Origin of the sequence: Streptomyces sp. NPDC053542, from assembly GCF_044544685.1 — a bacterium.
Classification (GTDB): domain Bacteria; phylum Actinomycetota; class Actinomycetes; order Streptomycetales; family Streptomycetaceae; genus Streptomyces.
This window is the reverse complement of the sequence record NZ_JBITXL010000004.1, coordinates 566726-590719: the sequence shown is the minus strand read 5'-3', so window position 1 is coordinate 590719 and position 23994 is coordinate 566726. Positions and strand designations below refer to the sequence as shown.

At 73.2% G+C, this 23994-nt stretch carries 18 protein-coding genes; 3 read left to right on the top strand and 15 right to left on the bottom strand.

The window, feature by feature from the left end:
• Positions 1-14: 14 nt before the first annotated feature.
• The 6 genes from ACIGXO_RS14290 to ACIGXO_RS14265 form a co-directional block, all read right to left on the bottom strand.
• Positions 15-1373 (bottom strand): VWA domain-containing protein, encoded by a 1359-nt coding sequence (locus tag ACIGXO_RS14290; protein ID WP_399785238.1) that lies wholly within the window; start codon positions 1371-1373, stop codon positions 15-17.
• 166 nt (positions 1374-1539) lie between these two features.
• Positions 1540-2751, bottom strand: a complete 1212-nt coding sequence (locus tag ACIGXO_RS14285; protein ID WP_399785235.1) for a PP2C family serine/threonine-protein phosphatase — start codon at positions 2749-2751, stop codon at positions 1540-1542.
• 7 nt (positions 2752-2758) lie between these two features.
• On the bottom strand, positions 2759-5380 hold the full coding sequence (locus ACIGXO_RS14280; RefSeq protein WP_399785232.1) for a tetratricopeptide repeat protein: 2622 nt from the start codon (positions 5378-5380) through the stop codon (positions 2759-2761).
• Positions 5377-6633 (bottom strand): hypothetical protein, encoded by a 1257-nt coding sequence (locus ACIGXO_RS14275; RefSeq protein ID WP_399785229.1) that lies wholly within the window; start codon positions 6631-6633, stop codon positions 5377-5379. The genes ACIGXO_RS14280 and ACIGXO_RS14275 overlap by 4 nt, the downstream gene beginning before the upstream one ends.
• Positions 6634-6732: 99 nt before the next feature.
• Positions 6733-7722: a glutamate ABC transporter substrate-binding protein gene (locus ACIGXO_RS14270; protein ID WP_399785226.1), complete on the bottom strand. Its 990-nt coding sequence runs from the start codon at positions 7720-7722 to the stop codon at positions 6733-6735.
• A gap of 17 nt (positions 7723-7739) precedes the next feature.
• Complete coding sequence (locus tag ACIGXO_RS14265; protein ID WP_399785224.1) at positions 7740-9182, bottom strand: hypothetical protein; 1443 nt, start codon at positions 9180-9182, stop codon at positions 7740-7742.
• Between the two features lie 326 nt (positions 9183-9508).
• Here ACIGXO_RS14265 and ACIGXO_RS14260 point away from each other — a divergent pair, with 326 nt between their 5' ends.
• Complete coding sequence (locus ACIGXO_RS14260; RefSeq protein ID WP_399785221.1) at positions 9509-10195, top strand: FadR/GntR family transcriptional regulator; 687 nt, start codon at positions 9509-9511, stop codon at positions 10193-10195.
• Between the two features lie 31 nt (positions 10196-10226).
• On the opposite strand, the gene ACIGXO_RS14255 is transcribed toward ACIGXO_RS14260, so the two are convergent.
• A complete protein-coding gene (locus tag ACIGXO_RS14255; protein WP_399785218.1) occupies positions 10227-10793 on the bottom strand; it encodes a helix-turn-helix domain-containing protein in 567 nt (188 codons plus the stop codon).
• Between the two features lie 47 nt (positions 10794-10840).
• Between ACIGXO_RS14255 and ACIGXO_RS14250 the strand changes: the two genes are divergently transcribed.
• Positions 10841-11725, top strand: coding sequence for a class I SAM-dependent methyltransferase (locus ACIGXO_RS14250; protein ID WP_399785215.1), 885 nt, complete (start codon positions 10841-10843; stop codon positions 11723-11725).
• Between the two features lie 55 nt (positions 11726-11780).
• Here ACIGXO_RS14250 and ACIGXO_RS14245 read toward each other — a convergent pair whose 3' ends face one another.
• The 7 genes from ACIGXO_RS14245 to ACIGXO_RS14215 form a co-directional block, all read right to left on the bottom strand.
• On the bottom strand, positions 11781-12740 hold the full coding sequence (locus ACIGXO_RS14245) for an N-acetylglucosamine kinase (protein ID WP_399785213.1): 960 nt from the start codon (positions 12738-12740) through the stop codon (positions 11781-11783).
• Between the two features lie 254 nt (positions 12741-12994).
• Positions 12995-14257 (bottom strand): 6-phospho-beta-glucosidase, encoded by a 1263-nt coding sequence (locus ACIGXO_RS14240; protein ID WP_399785210.1) that lies wholly within the window; start codon positions 14255-14257, stop codon positions 12995-12997.
• A 6-nt stretch (positions 14258-14263) separates the two neighbouring features.
• The gene (locus ACIGXO_RS14235) at positions 14264-15097 is read right to left on the bottom strand and encodes a carbohydrate ABC transporter permease (RefSeq protein WP_399785207.1); all 834 of its coding nucleotides are present in this window, start codon (positions 15095-15097) and stop codon (positions 14264-14266) included.
• Between the two features lie 6 nt (positions 15098-15103).
• On the bottom strand, positions 15104-16084 hold the full coding sequence (locus ACIGXO_RS14230; protein ID WP_399785204.1) for a carbohydrate ABC transporter permease: 981 nt from the start codon (positions 16082-16084) through the stop codon (positions 15104-15106).
• 6 nt (positions 16085-16090) lie between these two features.
• Positions 16091-17407 (bottom strand): ABC transporter substrate-binding protein, encoded by a 1317-nt coding sequence (locus ACIGXO_RS14225; RefSeq protein ID WP_399785201.1) that lies wholly within the window; start codon positions 17405-17407, stop codon positions 16091-16093.
• Between the two features lie 135 nt (positions 17408-17542).
• Positions 17543-18709 carry an ROK family transcriptional regulator gene (locus ACIGXO_RS14220; protein WP_399785198.1) on the bottom strand — a complete coding sequence of 389 codons (1167 nt, stop codon included), beginning with the start codon at positions 18707-18709 and terminating at the stop codon, positions 17543-17545.
• Between the two features lie 191 nt (positions 18710-18900).
• On the bottom strand, positions 18901-19980 hold the full coding sequence (locus ACIGXO_RS14215) for a mechanosensitive ion channel family protein (protein ID WP_399785195.1): 1080 nt from the start codon (positions 19978-19980) through the stop codon (positions 18901-18903).
• 265 nt (positions 19981-20245) lie between these two features.
• Here ACIGXO_RS14215 and ACIGXO_RS14210 point away from each other — a divergent pair, with 265 nt between their 5' ends.
• Positions 20246-20782 carry an HNH endonuclease gene (locus tag ACIGXO_RS14210; protein WP_030614925.1) on the top strand — a complete coding sequence of 179 codons (537 nt, stop codon included), beginning with the start codon at positions 20246-20248 and terminating at the stop codon, positions 20780-20782.
• Positions 20783-20919: 137 nt separating this feature from the next.
• Here ACIGXO_RS14210 and ACIGXO_RS14205 read toward each other — a convergent pair whose 3' ends face one another.
• Positions 20920-23970 (bottom strand): beta-N-acetylglucosaminidase domain-containing protein, encoded by a 3051-nt coding sequence (locus ACIGXO_RS14205; RefSeq protein WP_399785673.1) that lies wholly within the window; start codon positions 23968-23970, stop codon positions 20920-20922.
• Between the last annotated feature and the right edge of the window lie 24 nt (positions 23971-23994).

The window sequence follows — 23994 nt, the reverse complement described above, 5'->3', positions numbered from 1 at the left end:
TCGTCACTCGTTTGTCACTTTTTGACGCGAACGGTCTTGGTAGAGCGCGTTTCGAGCGTCATCTCGTCCGCTTCCGCGACCTTCGCCTTCAGCCGCACAGTACCGGTCACCGCGTCCACGACGTCCACCACCTTCGCAAGCAGTTTCGCAGTGTCCTCGTTCCCGGAGGCGGTCGCCAGTTGCACGGCCCGGCCCAGCCGGGCGGTCGCGCCGTCGACATCTCCGGACTTACGGGCATCCAGCCCGGACTGGATGGCCCGGGCCAGTTCCGCCTGTCCCGTGTAGTGCGCCACCTGTGGGTTGATCTGCGTCGATGCGGCCATGTCGGTCGTCCACACGGCTCGTACCAGGCCCTGCGCGAGCGTCCGGGGCGTGCCGCCGCCGGGCGCAGGGAGTACCAGTGCCACCCGCGCGGCCAGCATCTCCTGGCCGACGCCGGCGTCCGGGACCCGTACGCACACGTGGTAGTCGCGGGACTCGTCGCCCCACGAGCCGGTCGGGTAGTCGCCGGCCCGCGGCCCGGCCTCGGTGCGCCGGCCGGTCAGGTCCTCGACCGTCGGCGCGACCTGCTTCACGAACTGGATCTCGGCGCCCTGCGGGGTCCACACCCGCAGGGCCACGTCCGCGACCTCCTTGCCCATCGCGGTCTCCATCATCCGCGTGAAGTCCGCGGTCAGCCCGGCCGGATCGGCGACGATGTCGGCGCTGCCCAGCAGGGCCGAGGCGATGCCGGTGACCTCCTTGACCACCCAGTCCGTGCCCACTCCGCGCGCGTCGCAGGTGAACCGCCCGGCACAGGCGTCCAGCGCGGCCCGCAGCTCTTCGGGCGACTCGTGTTCATTGCGGCCGTCGGTGAGCAGGATGCCGTGCCGGATGGCCACGTCGGCGGAGTACAGCAGCCGGTCGGCCAGCCGCAGCCAGCCGCCGATCGCGGTCCCGCCGCCCGACTTCAGCCGCCGCAGCGCCTCTTTTGCCCGGCTGCGGGTCTCGGGCGACGCCTGCGCGAGGCGGCCGCCGCCCGGGTACACCTCGGTGGCCTGGTGGGTGCCGGCGATCACCGCGAAGGCCACCCCGTCGCGCAGCGTGTCGATCGCCGCCGCGGTGGCGTCGCGGGCGTTGCGCATCTTGGTCGGCGGGTACTCCATCGAGCCGGAGGCGTCGACCATGATGACCACGGCGGCGTCCGGGGCGCCGCCCGGCGCGGGCGCGGGCCGCCCGGCGGCGTCGGCGAGCGGTCGGCCGCCGGAGGTGCCGCCGCCGGTGGCGGTGACCGTGACGATGGCGTTCACCTCGCGGCCGCCCTCGGGGAGGTACTCGTTCTGGTACACCTCCACGGAGAACTGCGGGACCGTGGACTTCGAGAAGTTGGCCATCTCTTCCGCTCCTTGACGCTCCGTCGTACTCGTCGGCATGCGGGCGGGCGGAAGTACCCCAGGCCGTCCCCCCGTCGGCACCTCCCCAGGTGCCGGACCGTTCTCCTGCGCTGACTGCGCTGACTGCGCTGACTGCGCTGACTGCGTTACGTGTTGCTGTGGTGGCTCACGCCGATACTGCCCCGGCAGCGGGGACCGGGAACGGCACCACGGCCACTGTTACGTTGTCGTGGCCGCCGCTGTCCAGAGCGTGCCGCACGAGGGTACGTGCGCTGTGCAGCGGGCGTTCAGCCGCGTCCCGGGGCAGCAGCGCGGCCAGTTCGGACGCCGCCTCCGTGTAGTTCCACAGGCCGTCGGTGCACACCACGACCACGCCCGGGCGGTCCGGCCGGAACGCGGCGGTGTGCGGCTGGAGTTCGTACGCGTCGGCGCCCAGCCAGCCGGTGATGGCGTGGGCCCGTTCGTCGGAGTACGCCTCGGCCTCCGACATCAGGTTGTTCGCCACCATCTGCGCGGCCCAGGAGTCGTCCTCGGTGAGCCGGGCACCGGGCGCGGTGCGGTCGTCGGGGATCCAGTACGCGCGGCTGTCGCCGACCCAGCCGACGGTCAGCACCCCGGCGGCCGCGACGGCCGCGACGAGCGTGCAGGCCGGGGCGTTCTGCTGGCGGTAGGGGTCGCGCGGGTGGTCGGGCACTTCGGCGAGCGCGTCGACGGACTTGGCGGCGGCCAGGATCGCGTCGTGCATGGCCTGCTGCGGGTGGGCCTCCCGGGGCAGCGCCGCCAGCAGCGACTCGGCGGCCGTCTCGGCGGCGGCCTGCGACGCCTCGTCGGGCCGGGTCGCGGAGGAGACGCCGTCGCAGACCACGGCGAGCACCGCGGGCGAGCCGTCGGAGAGCGCGGTGCCGGCGACGGTGAAGAAGTCCTCGTTGCGGTGGTGGCGGTGGCCGCGGTCGCTGACGGCGGCGACCCGCTCCAGCTCGCGTTCGAAGTGGTCGCGCTCGCGGGGCTGGGCGTGGCCGCAGTGCTCGCAGTAGCCGTCCTGGTCGATGGTGCCGGTCCGGCACGCCACGCAGGTCTTGGCGGCGAAGGACTCGCGGGGGTCGGCGGGGCCGTCCGCCGTCGGTGCCGCGCCGTCGGGGCTGTCCGCGCCGGCTTTGTTGTCCGAGACGCCGGAGCCGCCCGAGATGTCGGAGCCGTCCGAACCGCCGGCGCCGTCCGCGAGCCGGGCCTCCGGAGCGGGCGGCGGGGCCGCCCCGTACGCCCCGGCCGCCGCACCATCCGGTGCCGCGGCGGAGACATCCGCACCGCACACCCCGCAGAAGTTGTCCCCCGGCTCCAGCGGCTCGGCGCATCCCGGGCACCGGGAAGGACCTGTCACTGCCATCTCACACCCACGTCCTGGGGCGGAAGCGGTTGGCCCGCTCCACCAGTTCGATCCTCTCATCACCGCGCTGAGCCAGCCTGGCGAGCAGCCGGCAGGACCGCTCCAGGCCGAAGCGCAGCCCGCGCTCGTCCACCTCGCAGCCGAGCAGCACGGGGACGGCCCCGGGCGCCGGCCGCTCACCGGCGCGCCCGGACAGCACCCAGTCCAGCGCGCAGCCCAGTACCTCCGTCGTCAGCGTCTCGCGGCGCTGCGCGTCCAGCCCGAAGTCCGCCAGCCGCTCGATCTGCCGGGCCGCGGCCTGCAGATCGGGCAGCAGCGGGTCGCTCGCCGGACGCTGCCGGAGCCGGGCCCGCACCGCGGCGATGCGGGCCGCGGTGAAGTGGATCGAGGACTCCGGTACGGCCTCCAGGGCACGCACCGCGCCGCCGCGGTCACCGGCCGCGAGCCGCACCCGGGCCAGCCCGAAGGCCGCGCTCACATAGCTGTGGTCGGTGGTCCACACCAGGTGGTAGTACTCGGCGGCGTTGTCCAGCTGGCCCAGCACCTCGGCGCAGAGAGCCAGCGCGAGCTTGGGCGCCGGTTCCCCCGGGAAGGCGTCGTACACCGCGTCGAAGGACAGCGCGGCGGTCTCCTTGTCGCCGGTGGCCAGGGCCACCAGGCCGCGGTACCAGACCACCCGCCAGTCCGACGCCCAGTCGGCCAGCGGGTCGGTCTCGATCTCCCGCAGCACCCGTTGCGCCACGGGCCCCTCGGCCATCTCCAGCCGGGCCCGCAGGTCGCGCAGCCGCAGCTCCAGGGAGTCGGCGGGCGCGGAGCGCAGCGCGACGACCAGCTCGGCGGGGGCCGCGGCCAGCAGACCGGCCAGGAAACCGGCGTTCGGGTCGCCGGGGTCCACCCGCGGCACGGGCAGCGCGAGCACGGCCGCCGCGGTGTCCACGGGGCGCACCACGGGACCCGGGCTGCCGTACCCGGGAAGCGGCGAGATCTCGTACGACACCTGTGCCGGGATCGACGGCGTGGCCGGTGCGGCGCCCACCAGGCCCGCCGCCGGTGCCGTGCCCGGCAGCGCGGCCGCTGCCGCCTTCCTGCCGCGGCGGCCGCGCGGCGGACCGGTCCGCCCGCCCAGCAGCGAGGTGTCCCCCTCCACCGCCGGCATCAGTTCGGTGTCGACCACCCGCAGTTCGGGGCCGAAGAGCTGCGAGAGCGCGGGCCGCTGCTCGCCGGTCTGCAGCGCGACGACCTCGCGCAGCACGCCGGTCAGCTGCTCGGCCATCTCCTCCGCCGAGGCGAACCGGCGTGCCGGGTCGGGGTCGGTGGCCCGGACGAGCAGCCGGTAGAAGGACTCGTACCGGCGGAACACCTCGATGTGCTCGGGGTCCGGCAGCGAGTCCGCGAAAACGTTCGTGTAGCCCTGGAAGTCGAAGGTGAGGACGGCGAGGGTGCGCGCGACCGTGTACAGGTCGGAGGCGACGGACGGGCCGACCTCGGCGACCTCGGGCGCCTGGTACCCGACCGTGCCGTAGATCGCGCTCTCGTGGTCGTCCATCCTGCGGACCGCGCCCATGTCGATCAGCTTGAGCTGGTCGTTCTGCTGGATGGCGTTGTCGACCTTGAAGTCGCAGTAGAGCAGGTTGCGGCTGTGCAGATGGCCGAGGGCCTCCAGCGCCTCGATGCCGTACGCGCACGCCTGCTCGACCGGGAGCGGGTCGCGCCGCCCCTGGGGCGTGCGCCGCTCGTTGGCGATCTCCTTGAGGGACTTGCCGCCGACGTACTCCATGACGATGTAGCCGTCGAGGCTGCCGGTCGCCTGGTCGAGGTGTTCGACGAAGTTGTAGATGCGGACGATGTTGGAGTGCTCGATCTCGGCGAGGAAGCGGCGCTCGGAGACCGCGACCGCGAGCGCCTCCTCGTCGCCGGTGTCCAGCAGGCCCTTGAGCACCACCCACCGGTCCGAGACCGCGCGGTCCACCGCGAGGTAGATCCAGCCCAGCCCGCCGTGCGCGAGACACCCCGCGACCTCGTACTGGCCGTGTACCACGTCGCCGGCCCGCAGCTTCGGCACAAAGCTGTACGGGTGGCCGCACTTGGTGCAGAAACCTTCCGTACGGCCCGGGCGCCCGCCGCGCGCCCGGCCCACCGGCGCCCCGCAGTCGCTGCGGCTGCAGAACCGCTTGCGCTCGGGGACCTCCGGGTTCTCCAGCACCACCGTGCGCGGATCGGGCCGCGGCACGTCGGGGACCGCCACCAGCCCGGCACCCAGCCGCCCGCGCCCCGGACCCGAACCCGACCCGGAACCCTGCCCCGAACTGCCGCTGCGCACGGACACCGAGCGCGTCGACGGGCCGGACAGGGAGCGCGAGAGGCGCCCGGAGACCGAGCGGCGGGAGCCGGCGGAGCGGGAGGAGGACGACGTACGGGCGCTGCCGGAGTTCTGCGAGCCGCCGGAGCCGTTGCCGCCACGGGCGGCGCCCGCGACGCCGGTCGGCGGCGAGGCCACCATGCCGGTCGCCGAGACGACCGGCGCCATGCCGCAGGTGTCGCAGTACAGTTCGCCGCCGCCCATGTCCTCGTAGCGGCCCTCGCACTCCGGCCGCTGGCAGGCGGCGCCCTTCTCCCCGGTCATGACTCCCCCTTGCGGTCCGGCTGCCCGGCCGCCAGGGCCTCGGCCGCCGCCTGCTGGTAGCGCAGCACGGCGTGTTCGGCGGCGCGCAGGTCGCAGGGCGCGCTCCACAGCATCCGGCGGGCGATGTCGTACCGCTCGATCAGCAGCGGGTCCTCGGCCAGGCCGTGCCGCGCCGTCTTCGCCTTGTACGCGTCGAGCCGGCCGCGCAGCTCGGCCCGGACGGCCAGCGGCGCGGTCACCGCGGTCAGCGACTCGCGGGCGCGCAGCAGCTCCTCCTCGGCGCGCTCCTCCAGGCTCTCCAGCAGCGGCGACAGCAGGTGCCACTGGGCGCGTCTGCGGTACTCGGCGGCGGTGGCGAGCTGCTCGTGCAGGGCGGCCGACGGGCCCGAGACGGCCGGCACTTCGGACGCGGCGATCTTCGCCAGCACCTCGCCGCGCGCCGCCCGCGCCTCGGTGAGCGTGCGGTCCGCGCGCGAGAGCAGGTCGCGCACGAGCATCAGCCGCCGCTCGGCGTCCTGCCGCACCGCGAGGACCGCCTCGATCTCCCGCCGCACGTCCTCCAGGGCGCGGGCCGCGCGGTCGTACCGCTCGGTGTCCGGGCGGCCGCCGCCGGGCGCGGCGCTGGCGTCGGCGGCGGGCACCCAGAACGCGAGCGGGTCGGTGAGCACCTCGGCGCGCAGCCGGGTCAGCTCGTCGGTGATCTGCTCCAGGTCGTCGCCGGAGGGGTGCTCGCCGGGGCGGACGCCGACGGAGTGCGCGAGGGAGCGGGTACGGCGCAGTTCGGCGGCGAGCAGGTCGATCCGGGCGGGCAGCGCGGTCCATACGGAGTCGGCGCTGACGATGACGTCGAGGGCGTGCGCGTACAGCCCGTTCATCCGGTCGACCAGCGCCTCCAGGCTGAGCTGTTCGCTGAGCTTGGTGAGGCCGCCGACGGCCGCGCCGCCGGAGACCGTGACGCCGTTGCCGCGCAGCATGTCGGTGAGGGTGGCCAGGTCCTCCTGGGAGAGCCAGCGGCGGCGGGCGCGCAGCTCACGGGCGGCCTCCAGCGCCGCGCTGTACGCCTCGAAGTGCGCCCAGAGCACCGTGATCCGCTGCTCGGCGGTGGCCCAGCGGTCCTTGGTGACGCCGGTCAGCTCGGCGCCCTCCAGGAGGCGGCGCCCGGCGTGGTCCTGCAGTGCCAGCAGCGAGGTCTCGATCGCTTCGTGCTCGGCGCCGAGCCTCGCGAGGGCGCGGTCCACCTCGTCGCGGCTCATGGCCGGGGCGGGTCCAGGGACCCCCATCGATCACCTCTCCAGAGTGCGTGCGGTGCGCTGCGGGCGGCCGGGCGCCGCGGACGGGCCCGGCCGGGCCGGTCAGTCGCTGTACTGGGGCGCCGGCGGCCCGGAGACGCCCGGCAGGTCGGCCTTGAGCCACTTGTCGTACGCGTGCGTCCAGGGGCTGTCGGCGCCGCCCGCGCGGTAGTCCTCCAGCACCTTGTTCACCCGCCGCACCAGGTCCTCGTCCTCCTTGTTCATGGCGACGCCGTACAGGTCCGTGCTGAACGGCTCGCCCTTGAGCTCCACGGCCGGGTCCTGCGCGGCCTGGCCGGCCGCCAGCGCGCTGTCCGTCACGACGGCGTCGGCCTCGCCCAGCTGCAGCCGCACCAGGCAGTCGAGCTGGTTCGGCACGGTCATGACCGTCGCGCCGTGGTCCTCACCGTCCAGTTCCTGCTCGCCCGTTGATCCCTTCGCCGTGCAGATCTTCTTTCCCCGCAGCGAGTCGTCGAACGCGTCGATCGACGACCTCTTCGGCGCGAGCACCTGCTGGCCGGCCTTGAAGTAGGCCGTGGAGAAGGCGACGTCCTTCTTGCGCTCGCAGTTGATCGTCATCGTCCGCACGACCATGTCCACCTTGCGCTGCTTCACGGCGTCGATGCGCTGGTTGGTGGGGATGGCGCGGTACACGATGTCCGGGTCCGGCCCGAGGATGTCCCGGGCGACGGCCTTCGCCAGGTCGATGTCGAAGCCGATGAGGTTCTTCGGGTTGTCCGGGTCCCGGTAGCCCCAGCGGTAGCTGTTCTGGTCGACGCCGACGACCAGCCGGCCCGCCTTCTTGATGCGTTTCACCGCGTCGCCGTCGGCGGAGGAGGGCCGCAGGCTCTCCGCCGCGTTCTCCTCCGTGCAGCCCGCGGCCGCGGGGGCCGCCGTCGCGGCGCGGGGCGGCGCGGGCAGCGGCGGGTCGTGCGGCACCGCGGGGCCGCTGCTGAGCACCGGCACCAGCACCGCGGCGGCCGCGGCCATCACGCCCATGCCGGCGGCCACCGGAGCCAGCGCCGACCCGAGGTCCGCCCATCGCGCCCGCATGCTCATCCCTGCCCTCGTCACCGGTACTCCGACAGCCTGCGGCCGATGCCCAGCACCGCGCCGGCCGCCGCCAGCACGGCCAGCACGGCCGCTCCCACGGCGAGCCCGTCCAGCGCGCGCCGGCCGCCCCGCGCCGCGTCGTGGAACTCGCTCTGCTCGTGCCGGAGTGCCCGCTTCAGCGCCGCGTCCACCTTGTCGAAGGACTCTTTCGTGGGCCGGTCCTTCCCGATCACCTTCGCCAGCGCGCCTTCGTAGTCGCCCTGGTCGTTCTCCGCGCGCGCTTCGGCGTGCCGCGCGCGCCACTCCCGTACGTTCGCCAGCGCCTCCTGCACGGGCGCGCGGCCCTCCGCGTCGTCCGCCAGGGACAGCGCCTCCGCCAGTTTGCCGCCCGCGCGGCCCTCGGCGTCCTTCCCGTCCCCCGCCAGCGTCCTCATTCCGGCGGCGTACTCGACCTCGTAGAAGTCCCGCTGGTCCGCGGTCACCTTGCCGCCGCGCGCCACCAGCGTGAGGTTCTCGTCGCCGCGCGCCTGCAGCGTCGCGATCCGCGCCTCGTTGAGCACCCGCAGGGACTTCGCGCCGTGCTCGATGGAGTCGTCGAGCCCCGCGCGGGCGACGGCGTGTCCCCCGGCCATCCACAGCAGGACGCCCACGGAGGCGGTGGTGGCGATCAGCAGCCCCTGGTTGAACACCCGATTCGTACGCCGGTAGTTGCGGCGCTGCGCCCAGCCGAGCGCACCGATCGCCAGCACGCCGGCGCCCAGCGCGACCCAGGGCCAGGCCCTGGCGTCCTCGTAGTCGGCGTCGAGCCGGGCGGTCTCGGCGTCGTACAGCTGCCGGGCGGCGGGCAGCAGTTGGGTGCGCATCTGGTTGTTGGCGTACTGGAGGTACGCGCCGCCCACCGGCAGGCCCTGCCGGTTGTACATCCGTGCCGTCTCCACCAGGCCCGCGTAGCGCGGCAGGCCGTCGTTCAGCCGCTCGATCCGGTCCCGGGCCGTCTGCGAGCCACGGGAGTTGGCGGAGGCGCGGACCAGCAGCCGTGCGGCGGTGGAGATGTCCTCCTTGTAGCGCCGGCGGCTGGCCGCGCTCTCCCGGTCGCCGGCCAGGAAGCCGCCGGCCGCCGTGGTGTCGGCGTCCGCCAGCGAACGGTAGATGTCGGCCGCGTCCCGGCTCAGCGGCTGGCTGCTCCCCAGGACGTCGTCGGTGGCGGCCGACCGGTCCGTCACCTGCCAGGCGGTCAGCGCGCCGAACAGCACGACCAGCGCGGCCAGTACGGCACCGATGAAGCGCAGCCGGCCCGGCTCGGTGAGCATGGCGGCGCGCAGCCGCCGCAGCGCCTCGGTCCATACGGCGCGCTCGCCGGAGGGCGGTGGCGGAGCGGAGGGTTCCGGTGCGGCCGCGTCCGGTCCGGGGGCCGCGGCGGGCGCGGGCGGTGCCGCGCTGCCGGTCGGCGGATATGACACGGAACCTCCCCCTCGGTCGCTGGCCGTGCCCCGCGGCCCGCGCCGCGGGCAGGGGTGCACCGCCAGCAGTATGGCTGCAGGAACGGACAACCACACCGGTATTGCCTGGATCTTGTTCGTATCGCGATCTCTGTCGCGATCCCGTTCGAGCCCCGTGGCCGGGCCCCACCCCTCGCGCCCCCGTTGCCCCTCTTCACGCATTCGTACGGTGTTCGGTTCCCCGGCTTCGCCCGAGGGACAGCCGGGGGCCGGCCGGGCTGACTAGAGTTGCCGGACGTCAGGCGACGAGTCGCCTGACGTCTGGTACCCGGGAAATGGAGCGGTCGGTGCGGACGGTACGCAGGGTGTCGCTGGTGGAGACCGCGACCGACGAGATCCGGGAACAGATCCTCAAGGGGGTCTGGCCGGTGGGCAGCCGCATCCCGCCCGAGAGCGCCCTCTCCGAGACGCTGCAGGTGAGCCGGGCCTCCGTACGGGAGGCGATCCGCGCCCTCGTGCACTCCGGACTGCTGGAGACCCGGCAGGGCGACGGCACGTTCGTCGTCTCCGACGACGACAGCGCGGTGGCGCTCCGCCGCCGCCTGGAGCGCGCCGAACTGACCCACGTCACCCAGGTCCGGCAGGGCCTGGACGTGATCGCGGCGCGGCAGGCCGCACGGCACCGCACGGACGCCCAGCTCGCCGCCATAGAGGCGGCGCTGGCCCGGCGCCGGGCCGCGCTCGCGGCGCACGAGGACGAGGTGTTCACCGCCGCCGACGCCGACTTCCACGTCCTGGTCGCCGAGGCCAGTGCCAATCCCGTACTGGCCGACATCTACCGCTCGCTGAGCACCGCCCTCCGCGCGGAGCTGCGCCGCGCCGCCTGCCTGGACACCGCGACGGCGGCCCCCACCGACCCGCACCACCTCCTCGTCGAGGCGATCCGGGAGCGGGACCAGGCGGCCGCGGTGGACGCCGCGGTGGAGCTGCTCGCCGGTCACGTACGGGATCTGGCACTGCCGCTGGACGACTGAGAACCGGCTCACCGGGTGGCCGGCGCCTGCCTCAGTGGGCGGAGCGCAGGTGGGTGCGCTGTCCGTCGTGGTCGAAGATGCCGAGGATCTCGGCCGGGCCGCCCTGCGCGCCGAAGGCGTGCGGCACCATCGTGGAGAACTCGGCCGCCTGCCCTTCCTCGACGACGATCCGGCGGTCCCCCAGCAGCAGGACGACGGTCCCGGACAGCACGGTGAACCAGTCCTGCCCCGGGTGCGCCTTGAGCGCGCCGCTGCCGGTCGGGGCCGGCTCGGTGAGACGCAGCCGGGCGACGGTGACGCCGGGGTCCCGCTTCAGCATCCAGGTGGTCAGCCCGTGCGCCGCGTGGTGCTGCGGCCTGATGATCACGTCGTCGGTGGCGGACTCCACGAGCTGGTCCAGCGTGGCGCCCAGGGCCCGGGCGATCGCGGTCAGCTGGTCGAGGCCGATCCGCCGGTGGCCCGTCTCGATGCGGCTGAGGGTGGAGGGGCTCAGGTAACAACGGGCGGCCAGATCGTCGAGCGACCAGCCCATGGCGACCCGCAGCCCCCTGATCCGCTTGCGCACGAGGATGTCGAGATCCTCATCTTCTTGCGTCATACGCAAGAGGGTATGTCGATCACGCAAGCCGCTCGTAGTGTCGAGTCATGGCACCCCACTCGCACCAGCACCAACACGACCACCAGCACCACCAGCACCACGCCTCCGGAGAGGACGAACCGTTCGTCGCCGAGCTGCTCGACCTGGAGGCGGAGGTCCTGCACGCGCACCTGTCCGAGCTGACCGCCTGGCTGGCGGAGCTGACCGCGGACCGGGCCGTGCGCCGCGTACTCGATCTCGGGAGCGGGACCGGTACCGGGACCTTCGCGCTGCTCCGGCGCTTCGAGGACGCCGAGGCGACCGCCGTGGACGCCTCCCCGCGGCTCCTGCGCCACCTCCAGGACCGGGCCCGGGAGCTCGGCGTGGCGGACCGGGTGCGCACCGTCGAGGCCGATCTGGACGCGGCGTGGCCGGACTTCGGCCGAGCGGACCTGGTGTGGGCGTCGGGGGCGCTGCACCACCTGAGCGACCCCGACCGCGCGCTGCGCGAGGCGCACGTCGCGCTCGCCCCGGGCGGGCTGCTGGCCGTGATCGAGATGGCCGGCGTCCCGTACTTCCTGCCGCACGATCTCGGCATCGGGCGCCCCGGTCTGGAAGCCCGCTGCCGTGCCGCACTGGCCGGCGGGCACGCCGAGGCGCTGCCGCACCTGGGCGCCGACTGGGGGCCGCTGCTGTCCCGGGCCGGGTTCACCGTCGAGGCCGAGCGCCCGTACACCGTCGAGCTGGTACCCCCGCTGCCCGCTGCCGCCGGCCGGTACGCCCGGGAGGTGCTGCGCCGCATGCGGAACGCGCTCGACGGCCGGGGGGACGCCGACGACCTGGCCACGCTCGACGCCCTGCTCGACAGCGACGGACCGCACAGCGTCCTGCACCGCGACGACCTCACCGTCCGCACCGACCGGACGGTGTGGGCGGCTCGGCGCCCGGCGTGACCGGCGCCGGGCATGATCGGCGCTCCAGCATGATCGGCACCCGGCGTGGTCGATGTCAGGCGTAATGGGCGCGCAGCCGGGCGTACGCGGTGTCCGGTGCGCCCGTCTCATCCAGTGCCAGCAGGGCGGCGCCGAGTACCGGGGGAGCGGTGACCACCACCGGCACCGCCTTCGGGGCGCGCTCGGCGAGCAGCGCGAGAACCGCCTCGTGCAGCACCGGGTGGCGTGCCGCCAGTACCCCGCCGCCGAGGACCACCGGTACCGGCTCGTCCAGCAGGTCCAGGCGGCGCAGTGCGACCGTGGCCATGAGGACGATCTCCTCGGCCTGGCGCGCCACGAGGGCCCGCGCCACCTCGTCCCCCTCGGCGGCCACCGCGAAGAGCACCGGTACCAGTTCGTGGCGGCGCTCGGCAGGTATGTCCCCCAGGTGCAGCGCCTCGATGAGCTGCGGCATCGCCGGCAGCCCGAAGTGTGCGGGGAGCCGGTCCGCGAGGGCGCTGGGGGCGCCCCGCCCGTCCTCGGCCCGCGCCGCCCACCACAGCGCCTCCTCGGCGAGGTGCCCGCCGCCGCCCCAGTCACCGGAGATGCGCCCGATGGCGGGGAAGCGCGCGGTACGGCCGTCGGGGCCGAGCCCCGAGCAGTTGATCCCGGCCCCGCAGACCACCGCGACGCCGGTGTGCGGGCCGCCGTCCGGTAGCCCGGCCCGCAGCAGCGCGAAGGTGTCGTTGGCGACGGTCACGGTGTCCGCCCAGCCGCGCGCCGTCAGCAGCTCGGTCAGCCGCTCCTCCTCCACGGGGAGATCGGCGTTGGCGAGGCAGGCGGTGAGGTGCGCGACGCGGGGGAGGCCGGCCTGCGCCAGCGCGTTTTCGACGATCACGGCCAGCTCGGCGACGGCCCGGTCACCGCCGCACGAAGGCGGCCGGAAGCCGCCGCCGCGGGCCGTGCCGAGCACCGCCCCGTCGGCGCCGAGCACGGCCACGTCCGTCTTGCTGTTCCCCGCGTCCACGGCGAGCAACGCGGCCCCGTACGAGCCCCCGGACGAGACCCCGCCCGAGTCCCCGCACGAGACGTTCTCGCGCCGCTCCCCTTGGGTAACCCCCTGCTGGGGGGACGAGGTAGTTCGATTCGCCCCGTAGGCGCGCGGCGGCGGCCCGGCGCGCCGGGCCGCCGAGCCCGCCCCGTCCGAGACGTTCTCGCGCTGCCTCCCCCGGGTAACCCCCTGGTGGGGGGACGAGGCCGTTCGATTCGCCCCGTAGGCGCGCGGTTCTGTCACGCCCACGTCAGGTGCTCCCGGTTGTGCGCGAGCAGTTCGTCGGTCAGGCGCTCCGCGTAGTCGAACTGGCCGATGAGGGGATGGGCGAGCAGTGCCTCGAAGACGCGGTTCCGGCCGCCCTTCAGGGCCGCCTCCAGTGCCAGGTGCTCGTACGCGGTGACGTTCGCGATCAAACCGGCGTACAGCGGTTCCAGCGGGCGTACGGGCAGCGGCACCGCGCCCCGGGCGTCCACCGTGGCCGGTACCTCGATCACCGCGTCGTCCGGCAGGAACGGCAGCGTCCCGTTGTTCAGCGCGTTCACCACCTGCGTGTCCCCCGTGCCCCGCAGCAGCGAGGACGTGAGCGCGACGGCCGCCTCCGAGTAGAAGGCCCCGCCCCGCTTGCCCAGCAGCTCCGGCTTCTCGTCCAGCGCCGGATCGCCGTACATCCGCAGCAGTTCCCGCTCCATCGCCGCGACTTCGGCGGCGCGCGACGGCTTGGTGCGCAGCTCCCGTACGACCTCGTCGTGCTGGTAGTAGTACCGCAGGTAGTACGAGGGGACCACGCCGAGGCGCTCGACCAGGGCGCGCGGCATGTGCAGGTCGGCGGCGATCGCGTCGCCGTGCTCGGCGATCAGCTTCGGCAGCACGTCCTCGCCGCCGACGCGTACCGCCCGTTCCCAGGTCAGATGGTTCAGACCGACGTGTTCGAGCTGTACGTCCCGCGGCGCCACATCCAGCAGCCGCGCGAACTTCCGCTGGAATCCGATCGCCACGTTGCACAGCCCGACCGCTTTGTGCCCGGCGGTGAGCAGCGCCCGCGTCACGATCCCGACCGGGTTGGTGAAGTCCACGATCCAGGCGTCCGGGTTGCGGCGGCGGACCCGCTCGGCGATGTCGAGCACCACCGGGACCGTGCGCAGTGCCTTGGCGAGGCCGCCCGCGCCCGTCGTCTCCTGGCCCACGCAGCCGCACTCCAGCGGCCAGGTCTCGTCCTCGTTGCGCGCCGCCTGCCCGCCGACGCGCAGCTGGAGCAGTACCGCGTCCGCGCCGTCCACCGCGGCGTCCAGGTCACCGGTCCAGGTGATCCGGCCCGGATGGCCCTGCTTGGCGAAGATCCGCCGGGCCAGCCCGCCCACCAGCTCCAGCCGGTCGGCCGCCGGATCGACCAGCACCAGCTCGTCCACCGGCAGGACGTCCCGCAACCGTGCGAAACCGTCGATGAGTTCGGGGGTATAGGTCGATCCCCCGCCGACCACTGCAAGCTTGATACCTGTCATAAGTGCTCAGCCCTTGACCCCTGTGAGAGTGACGCCTTCGACGAAGGCTTTCTGCGCGAAGAAGAAAACGACGATCACCGGAGCCATGACCAGCAGCGTCGCCGCCATGGTGAGGTTCCAGTCGATCATGTGGGCGCTCTTGAACGTCTCCAGGCCGTACGAGAGCGTCCAGGCGCCCGGGTTCTGCGCGGCGTAGATCTGCGGCCCGAAGTAATCGTTCCAGCAGTAGAAGAACTGGAAGAGCGCGACGGCCGCGATGCCGGGCTTCGCCATCGGCACGACGATCCGCAGCAGCGTCCGCAGCTCCCCGCACCCGTCCACCCGCGCCGACTCCAGGTACTCCCTCGGGATCGTCAGCAGGAACTGCCGCAGCAGGAAGATGGAGTACGCGTCCCCGAACGCCATGGGGATGATCAGCGGCCACAGCGAGCCGGACAGATGGAACTGCTGGGCCCACACCAGGTACATCGGCACCACGATGACCTGCGGCGGCAGCATCATCGTCGAGATCACCAGCAGCATCGCCGTCCGCCGCCCCCGGAAGCGGAACTTGGCCAGTGCGTACGCCACCGGGACGGACGAGCACACCGTGAGCACCGTGCCCAGCACCGCGTACGTCAGCGAGTTCCGCCACCAGTCCAGAAAGCCGGGCGTGGTGAACACCTGCACGTAGTTGGACCAGTGCCACTCGTGCGGCCACAGCTCGCCGCTCATCGCCTGGCCGTCGCCCATCACCGAGGTCAGGAAGACGAAGACGAAGGGGAGGAGGAAGAAGAGCGCGGCGGCCACGGCCACGGAGTGCACCGCGATCCAGTGGAGGAGGCGCTTCCTGCGGATCATGTCGGATCAGTCCTCCGCCGAGAGCAGGCCGGCGCGCCGACGCATCAGCAACGTGGTGAAGGCCATCGCGATCGCGAAGAGCACGAGCGAGAGCACGCACGCGGCACCGGTGTTGAAGTTCTGGAAGCCGAGCGAGTAGACCAGCTGCGGCACGGTGAGCGTGGCGTGGTCCGGATAGCCGGGCTGGATGACCGTGCCGGGCCCGATCGAGACGCCCGAGGCGAGCTTCCCCGCGACCAGCGCCTGCGTGTAGTACTGCATCGTCTGTACGACCCCGGTCACCACCGCGAACATCACGATGGGGGTGATCGACGGCCAGGTGACGTACCGGAACCGGGCCCACGCGCCGGCCCCGTCCAGCTCCGCCGCCTCGTACTGCTCCTTCGGCACGTCCAGCAGCGCCGCCATGAAGATGACCATCAGGTCACCGATGCCCCACAGGGACAGCATCACCAGCGACGGCTTGGCCCACGCCGGATCGTTGAACCAGGTCGGCGGCGAGTCGATGCCGACCGCCGACAGGATCTCGTTGACGGGCCCGCTGCCCGGGCTGAGGAGGAAGACGAAGGCCACGGTCGCGGCGACCGGCGGCGCCAGGTACGGCAGGTAGAAGGCGGTACGGAACAGCCCGGCGCCGGTCTTGATCTTCGTGACCAGCATGCCGATGCCGAGCCCGAAGACCACCCGCAGCGCGACCATGACGACGACGAGCCACAGCGTGTTCCACAGCGCGGGCCCGAAGAGCGGCATCTGCGTCAGCACGTACGTCCAGTTCCGCAGCCCGACAAAGGTGGGCTCCTTGATCTGGTTGTAGTGCATGAAGGAGAAATAGACGGTCGCGAGGAGCGGATACGCGAAGAAGACCGAGAAGCCGACCAGCCACGGCGAGAGGAAACCGAGCGTACGGAGCCGGGCGCGGCGGTGCTTGCGCCGCAGTGCGGGCGCCGGGGAGCCGGGTGCGGGGGAGAGAGCCACGGGATTCGTCATGCGTCCTCAGCTCTTGGACTGGAGGGTGTCGGCGTCTATCTGGGCATCGAGCGCGCGCAGTCCGGCCGGCAGATCGGGCACTTCTCCCGCCTCCACCTTGTAGGCGAAGTCCCGCAGTGAGACGACGTACTGGCCGCCGTTCGTGGAGGGCGGCAGCGCCGTACTGTACGGATTGCGCGCGATATCGAGGAACGTGCGGAACGAGCGGTCACCGTCCAGAGCAGGCGACTTCAACGCGGCCTTCGTCGAGGGCACGTTGTGAATGGCATTGGCGAACCGCACCACTTGATCCGTGTCCGCGGTCAGGAATCTCACCAGCTCCCAGGCCGCGTTCTGATGCCGGCTGCTGTGCGCGATGCCCGCGACCGTGCCGGTCAGGAAGCCGCGTCCGTACGTCTCGGGCCGGTCGTCCGGCACCGGCAGCGGCGCCGTCCCCCACCGGAATTTCGCCTTCGCCTCGTCCAGCATCAGCCCGCGCCACTCACCGTCCAGGTGCATGGCCAATTTCCCGGTGAGAAAGGCGTTCTGCGACGACATCTCGTCACCGAACGTCGTACGGAACTTCTCCAGCGCCGCATACCCGCCCTGCGCCCTCATCAGTTCACCGGTCGTCCGGAAGAACTCCGGTACCGCCTTCTCCTCCGCCAGCCGGGAATTGCCCTCGCCGTCGAAGTACGCCGGTCCCCACTGGGCGAACAGCCGGTCCGGACTGTTCTGGTACATCCGGAAGTTGGGCATGAACCCGACTCGTTCGTACCCGCCGTCCCTGGCCTTCTTCGTCAGCTTCTTCGCGTCCCGCACCAGCTCGGACATGGTCCGCGGCGGCCGCGCGATTCCCGCTTCCTCGAACGCGTCCTTGTTGTAGTACATGCCGTACGCGTCGGCGAGCAGCGGCAGCGCGCACTGCTTTCCCTCGTAACTGCTGTATTCGAGAAGTGTCCTGGGAAAGACCTTGTGCTTGTCCAGCCCGGTCTTCTTCATGAACGGGTCGAGGTCCGCCCACATCCCCGAATCGCAGTACTGCCCCACGTTGTTGGTGGTGAACGACGACACCACGTCGGGGGCGTCGTCACCGCCGGCCCGCAGCGCCTGATTGGTCGTCTCGTCGGAGACGTTCCCGGTCGCCACGACGTGGATATTGGGGTGCAGTTCCTCGAACCGGCGGAGCGAGTCATCGATCGCCTTGACCTCTCCCGGGGCCGACCAGCCGTGCCAGAACTTCAGCGTGACGGGCTTCGTCGGATCGTCCCGGTCGCTGCCCGTACCGGGATTGGCGCAGCCGGCGGCCAGCAGCAGGGCGACGGCCGCCGCGGCGCCACGCACGGACCGTCTTGTGCCGCGCACGGACCGTCTTGTGCCGCGCACGCGTCTTGGTGGGTACATGACATGGCCCTTCTCGGGAGGGGGTGGCCCTTCTCGGGGCTGGGACAGGGAGGCCGCAGCCGTCGCGTACTGCTCTCAGGCCGTGTCGAAAACCGCGTCCCGTGCCTGGACGAGGGCGGTCCGCAGGGCCCCCGTCAGGATCGGGTCGCCCTCGATGTCGCTGATCCGCAGCTGCGGGCGGGGGAGCGCGAGCCCGGTCAGCTCCTCCTCGACCCGGGCGCGCAGCCGCTCGCCGCCCGCCTGCGCGACGGTCCCCGACAGCACCACCAGCTCGGGATCGACCACCGCGACCACGGCGGCCAGGCCCGTCGCCAGCCGGCGCGCCACCTCGTCCACGACCCTCGCGTCCGCGAGCGCCTCGCCGACGCCGGCCGGCTCCAGCCCCAGGCCGCGGGCGATACCGAGTACGGCGGGCTGCCCCACCAGGCTCTGGAACCCGCCGCCCGCGTCCGCCGCGGCCGCCGCGTCCGGCCCGCCCCGCGCGAGCGGCGCCCCGGGCAGCGGCATGTACCCGATCTCCCCGGCCCCGCCGGTCGCCCCGCGCAGCAGCGTCCCGCCGAGCACGATCGCCGCGCCGACCCCCTCGTCGACCCACACCAGCACGAAGTCGTCATGGTCCTGCGCCGACCCTTCGTACTGCTCTGCCAGCGCCGCCAGGTTCACATCGTTCTCGATGACGACGGGCGCGCCCAGCGCGTCCCCCAACTCGCCCAGCAGCGACCGCGAGTGCCAGCCGGGCAGGTGCGGCGCGTACCGCAGCTCGCCGGTGCGCGGGTCCAGCGCGCCCGGCGTCCCGATGACGACCCCGTGCAGCGCGTCCCGGCCCAGCCCGGCCTTCCCCAGCGCCCCGTCCACGGCGGCGGTCACCACCCGCGCGGTGCCGCTCCCGGCGCCCTCGGCGACGACGGCATCGGCCGCGATCCGCGCTTCCCCCGCCACCGCACCGGTGATGTCCGCGACGACGGCGGTCACCCCGGCCGGGTCCGCCGACAGCGCGGCCACGTACGCGGCCGCCGGGTTCACCTCGTACAGCTGCGCGCTGGGTCCGGGCCGTCCGGTCACGTTCCCGGTCGTCCGCACCAGCCCGGCCGCCTCCAGCCGCCCCAGCAGCTGCGAGGCGGTGGGCTTGGACAGCCCGGTCAGCTCGCCGATGCGGGTACGCGTCAAGGGCCCGTGCGTCACGAGCAGTTCCAGCGCGGCCCGGTCGTTCATCGCCCGCAGCACCCGAGGCGTACCCGCCATGTCCGAACCCGCCCTCTGTGAGGAAGCTGATCTGTTAGGAAACTTTCCAATCAACTTCCAGGAAGGTAAGTCCCCGCGCGCGGACCGTCAATGGGTCACACGTGAGTCGTCACACGTAGGTCGCATGCGATTGGCCCGCTCCCCGGTGAGGCGGGGGAGCGGGCCAACGGTGGACGTGCGCGGTCGGGGAGTTACTTGCTCAGGTTCGTGGACGAGCCCTGGGCAGGGGTGGTGATCGGGTTGCTGGCCACCGACTGGGCGGAGAGCGGGTTGGTGAAGGCCGAGGGGGCGGCCACCCCGGCCGACGGGTCGGCGGCTTCCGCGGCGTCCTCCGGGACCGGCTGGTTGCCGACGATGCGGATGCCCGCCGCGTCCAGGGCCTTCTTGATGCGCCAGCGGAGCTCGCGCTCGACGGCGAAGGACTTGCCCGGCATCGTCTTGGCGGAGACCGTGATCGTCATGGACTCGAGGAAGACCTCGCTGAGGCCGAGCACCTCGACCGGCTCCCACAGGCGCTCGTTCCACGGCTCGGACTTGGCCATGTCCTCGCCCGCCTGAGTGATCACCTCGCGGACGCGGTCCAGGTCCTCGCTCGCGCGCAGCTGGACGTCGACCGTGGCCGTGGCCCAGCCCTGGCTGAGGTTGCCTATCCGCTTGACCTCACCGTTGCGTACGTACCAGATCTCGCCGTCGGCGCCGCGCAGCTTCGTGACCCGCAGCCCGACCTCGATCACCTCACCGGAGGCGACGCCCGCGTCGATGGTGTCGCCGACGCCGTACTGGTCCTCCAGGATCATGAAGACGCCGGAGAGGAAGTCCGTGACGAGGTTGCGGGCGCCGAAGCCGATCGCGACGCCCGCGACACCGGCGCTGGCCAGCAGGGGCGCGAGGTTGATGTTGAGGACGGAGAGCACCGTCAGGGCCGCTGTGCCGAGAATCACGAAGGACGCGACGCTCCGGAGGACCGAACCGATGGCCTCGGAGCGCTGACGGCGCCGCTCGGCGTTCACCAGCAGGCCGCCGAGCGCGCTGTTGCGCGCGGCGCCCGCGGAGCGGTTCATCCGCTCGACGAACTTCGTGATCGCGCGGCGCACCAGCCACCGCAGGACCACCGCGATGGCGACGATCAGGATGATGCGCAGACCGGCGTTGAGCCAGCTCTGCCAGTTCGCCTGGACCCAGCCGGCGGCGTCGGTGGCCTTCTCCGTGGCCTCGGATATGGAGGACGGATCCGGCGCCGCGGCGGCGACCGGAGAAGCGGACCAGTACACAGCAAGGACCTTCCGTGTGGGGCAGCAGACCCGGGCGGCACGTACCGCACGTCGGGCAGACCAACCACACTAACGGGGCAACGCGGGCAGTCCGCGCCGCTGTTCGAGTAGCGCGGGCCGAAATGCTGGGCAGTAAAGAAGTGTGGTCGAAAACACCTCCGACCCGTTACCTGGTCATGGTGGCGCTCCGACCAGGCACCGGGGGACACTGTGGGGAGATCGTCCCGGCGCGAGCCACGCGCCGCCGGCGTACAAGGAGGCACCCGTGCCGCATGTCCTGGTCCTCAACGCGTCGTACGAGCCGCTCGGCGTCGTACCGCTCCGCCGCGCGCTCATCCTCGTCCTCAATGAGAAGGCCGTCAGCCTCGAGGATTCCGGCGCCCTGATGCACAGTGCGACCCGCGCGATGCCCGCGCCCAGTGTGGTCCGTCTCAAGCGTTTCGTCCGGGTGCCCTTTCGCGGCCCCGTCCCCCTGACCCGCCGTGCGCTCTTCGCGCGCGACGGCGGCCGGTGCATGTACTGCGGTGGCGTCGCAACCAGCGTCGACCACGTGATCCCGCGCAGCCGTGGCGGGCAGCACACCTGGGAAAACGTGGTCGCGGCGTGTCGCCGGTGCAATCACGTGAAGGCCGACCGGCACGTCGCCGAGATCGGCTGGCGGCTGCGCCATCAGCCGGCGCCGCCGTCGGGTCTCGCCTGGCGGATCATCGGCACGGGGCATAGGGATCCGCGCTGGCTGCCATATCTGCAGCCGTATGGTGCGGATGACGCCATGGCCCGTATTGACGCGGTTTCCGCGTAAATCCGGGCCATTCGCGTTCTCGGGACGCGCCCCCGGCTACCCGCCGTGGGGGCTTCGGTCGTCGGCCGGGTGACCCGCCGTAGTGGGTCGCTCGCGCAGTTCCCCGCGCCCCTTCAGGGGTGCGGGGAACTGCGCGCTCAGCCACGACGTGGCCGCGCCGGGTCACCGGACTCGTGCCCACCCTCGCCGGAGGCGACCGCGTACGCCTCCACGCCCCACAGTGAGTACCCGTACCGAGTCGCCCGCTTTTCGCCCTGTACGCGGACGTAACGGACGTCCTTCGCGTCCATCCGGACCGACTCACGGCCGCCCCGGCCATCCCGCACCGTGGCCGCCGTACGCCACGTACGCCCGTCACGGGACACCTGCACGCGATAGCGCGACGCATACGCGTCCTGCCAGTGCAGCACCACCCGCCCGAGCCGCACGGGCCGGTCCAGCGCGAACTGGAGCCAGGCGCCGTCCTCGGCCTTCGAGGACCAGCGGGTCTTCGGGTCACCGTCCGTAGCGGCCGAGGCCGGGAAGTCGGCGGTTTCGTCACCCGACGAAACCGCCACCGCACCGCGGGCCAGGTCCTTGCCGCCCGTAGGCGGGAAGGTGCGGACGGTCAGGGTCCGCTTCTCGTCACCGAAGGTGACCGGGATCTTGTACGTGGCGGAGCCGGCGGTCTCCGGGACGGTGAGCCGGACGCGGGCGGTCGCGGTGCCGCCGCGCGGCGCGGTGAGGCGGTCGGGGGCGTGCACGGCGAAGCCCTTGGGGGCGTGGACGCGGAGCCGTCCGGGCACGTCGGCGGGTCTCCGGGAGAAGAGGCGCACGCCGACGTCGACCGTGCCGCCCGGCTCGGCGTCCGCCTCCTCGCGGGAGAGCTCCAGGCCGGCCGGTGCCGTGTCGTCGAACCAGGGGGTGAGGGATGTCACCGAGGGCGCCGGGTCGTCGTGGCCCCAGCGGAGCCGGATCGCGTCGGCGCGCAGGCCGTGGGCCGCGGTCTGGGTCCAGCCGGAGGCGGCGAGGCGGCCGAGGCGCTGCCAGCCCTCGCCCGGGACGCGGGCCTCCACCGAGGCCCGCGCGGCGTCCGGGGACGGGGCGGGGTCGGTGAGCGCGGTGACCGCGGTGAGCGTGCGGGGGCGCGCGAAGGGCACGGTCAGGGATGTCGCGTGGGCGGCCTCGTGCGGTGCCGGGGCGTCGGAGGCGGCGCCCGTCCAGGCGTCGGACTCGCGCAGCGCCCGGTCCAGGAACGGGCCGAGCACGCCCTTGCCGACCGTCGCCGACCGTTTGCCGATCTCCTCGCGGAGGTCCTCCGCCGCGCGCTGGGCCCGCCACGCGGCCGCCCCGTCGCCGCGGGCCTGGGCGCGCAGCATGTCGATGGCCTGCACGCCGGCCCGCCCGTACCGCGCGAGCTGCGCGGACCAGGGGCGTACCTCGGTGGCGAGGCTGCCGGTCAGCCGCTCCGGCGTCTCGCTCATCGTGGTGAACGCCGCGCGGAGGGCGGCCGCCGCCTTGGCGTACTGCTTGTCGTGGGCCGGGGTGCCGCTGTTGATCGCGGCGGCGCGGGTGGCCCAGAAGCGGTCGATGAGAGGGCGGAGGTAGCCCGATTCGCCGGTGTGCAGGACGGAGGAGGCGTCGTTGCCGGCCAGGGCGTGCAGCGCGGCGCGGGTGCGGGCCAGCCGGTCCCGGTCCGCTTCCGTGGCGGCGGCGGCCGCGTCGCCCGCCTGTTCCGCCGCCAGGTCGTCCAGGGCCGCCTCCCAGGACTCCTGGGGGCGGTAGTCGCGCGGGTTCCAGGCGTAGTCGGCGGCGGTGAAGAGGGGGATGCGGGAGGCCGTGGGCTGCTCCATGGCGTTGGCCAGGAGGGCGGCGGAGCCGGTGGCGACGGCGGGCTCGCGCCCGGTGTACGGGCCGAGGAAGATCCGGTCCTGCGCGTAGTCGTTGACCGGGTAGTTGTCCATCGTGATCAGGCGGTGCCCGAACACCTCGCGGGCCTTGGCCAGTTCGCCGCCGGTGATGGTGCGCGGCACGACGCCGACGCCGGTCCAGGCCACGTCCACCCGGTCCGGGAGCGCGGCCGCCAGCGCCTCCCGGTACGCCGTCGAGCCGTCCTGGTAGTACTCGGTCGGCATCAGCGACAGCGGCGCCGATCCGGGGTGGCGGTCGGCGAGGTGGGCCGCGAGCGCGCCGGCGACCTTGGCCTGGGCGCGCGCCGCCGCCTCCGGGCCGCTGCCGAAGGCGTCCTGGTCGGCGTCGCAGTGCCACTCGCTGTAGCTGACGTCCTGGAACTGCAGCTGGAAGCTGCGCACGCCCAGCGCCCACATGGCGTCGACCTTGCGCTTGAGGGCCCGCAGGTCCTCCTCGGAGGACATGCACAGGGACTGGCCGGGGGAGAGGGCCCAGCCCAGCGTGACGTGGTTGGCGCGGGCCCGCTCGGCCAGCTCGCGGAAGTGGGCGCGCTGTGCCGCCGGGTACGGCTCGCGCCAGCGGGCCTGGCGGTAGGGGTCGTCGCCGGCCGCGTAGAGGAAGCGGTTCTGCTTGGTACGGCCCATGAAGTCGAGCTGGGCGAGGCGCTCGGCCTGGGACCAGGGCGCGCCGAAGAACCCCTCGGTCGTGCCGCGGACCGCGGTGCCCGGCCAGTCGCGCACGGCGACGGAGGCGATCCGGTGGGTGCCGTCCTCGCCCCGCGTGAGGAGCTGCCGCAGGGTCTGCACGGCGTGGAAGAGGCCGTCGTCGCCCGCGCCCTCCATGGCGACCGTGGCGCGGCCCGCGATCTGGCCGGTGGCGAGGCGGTAGCCGCCGGAGGGCAGGTCCGTGCCGCGGGCCGGGGCGTGCAGGGCGCGCAGCGCGTCGGCCGCCTGCCGCCCGCCGACGCGGATCAGCGGCCCGTCGGAGGGCAGCGGCGCGCCGGGCTCGGCCTCGTGGACCGTGCGGACCCCGGCACCGCGCAGCAGTTTGAGCAGCGCGTCCATGGCGTACGGGTCGGGGTCTCCGTCGGTGACGACGGTGACGGCGGTGCCCAGCGGCACGGCGGTACCGAGCGGGCGCAGCGACTGCGGGCGCGGCCAGACGGCGGGCACCTCGCCCGCGTCGGCGGGCCGGTCGGGCGCGCCGACGGCCGGTTCGTCGGGTGCCGCCTGGGCGGCCGGTACGCCGCCGAAGAGTCCCCCTATGACGGCGGCGGCCAGTGCCGTCGTGCCTGCCACCCTGGCGCCGGACCCGGCACCGTT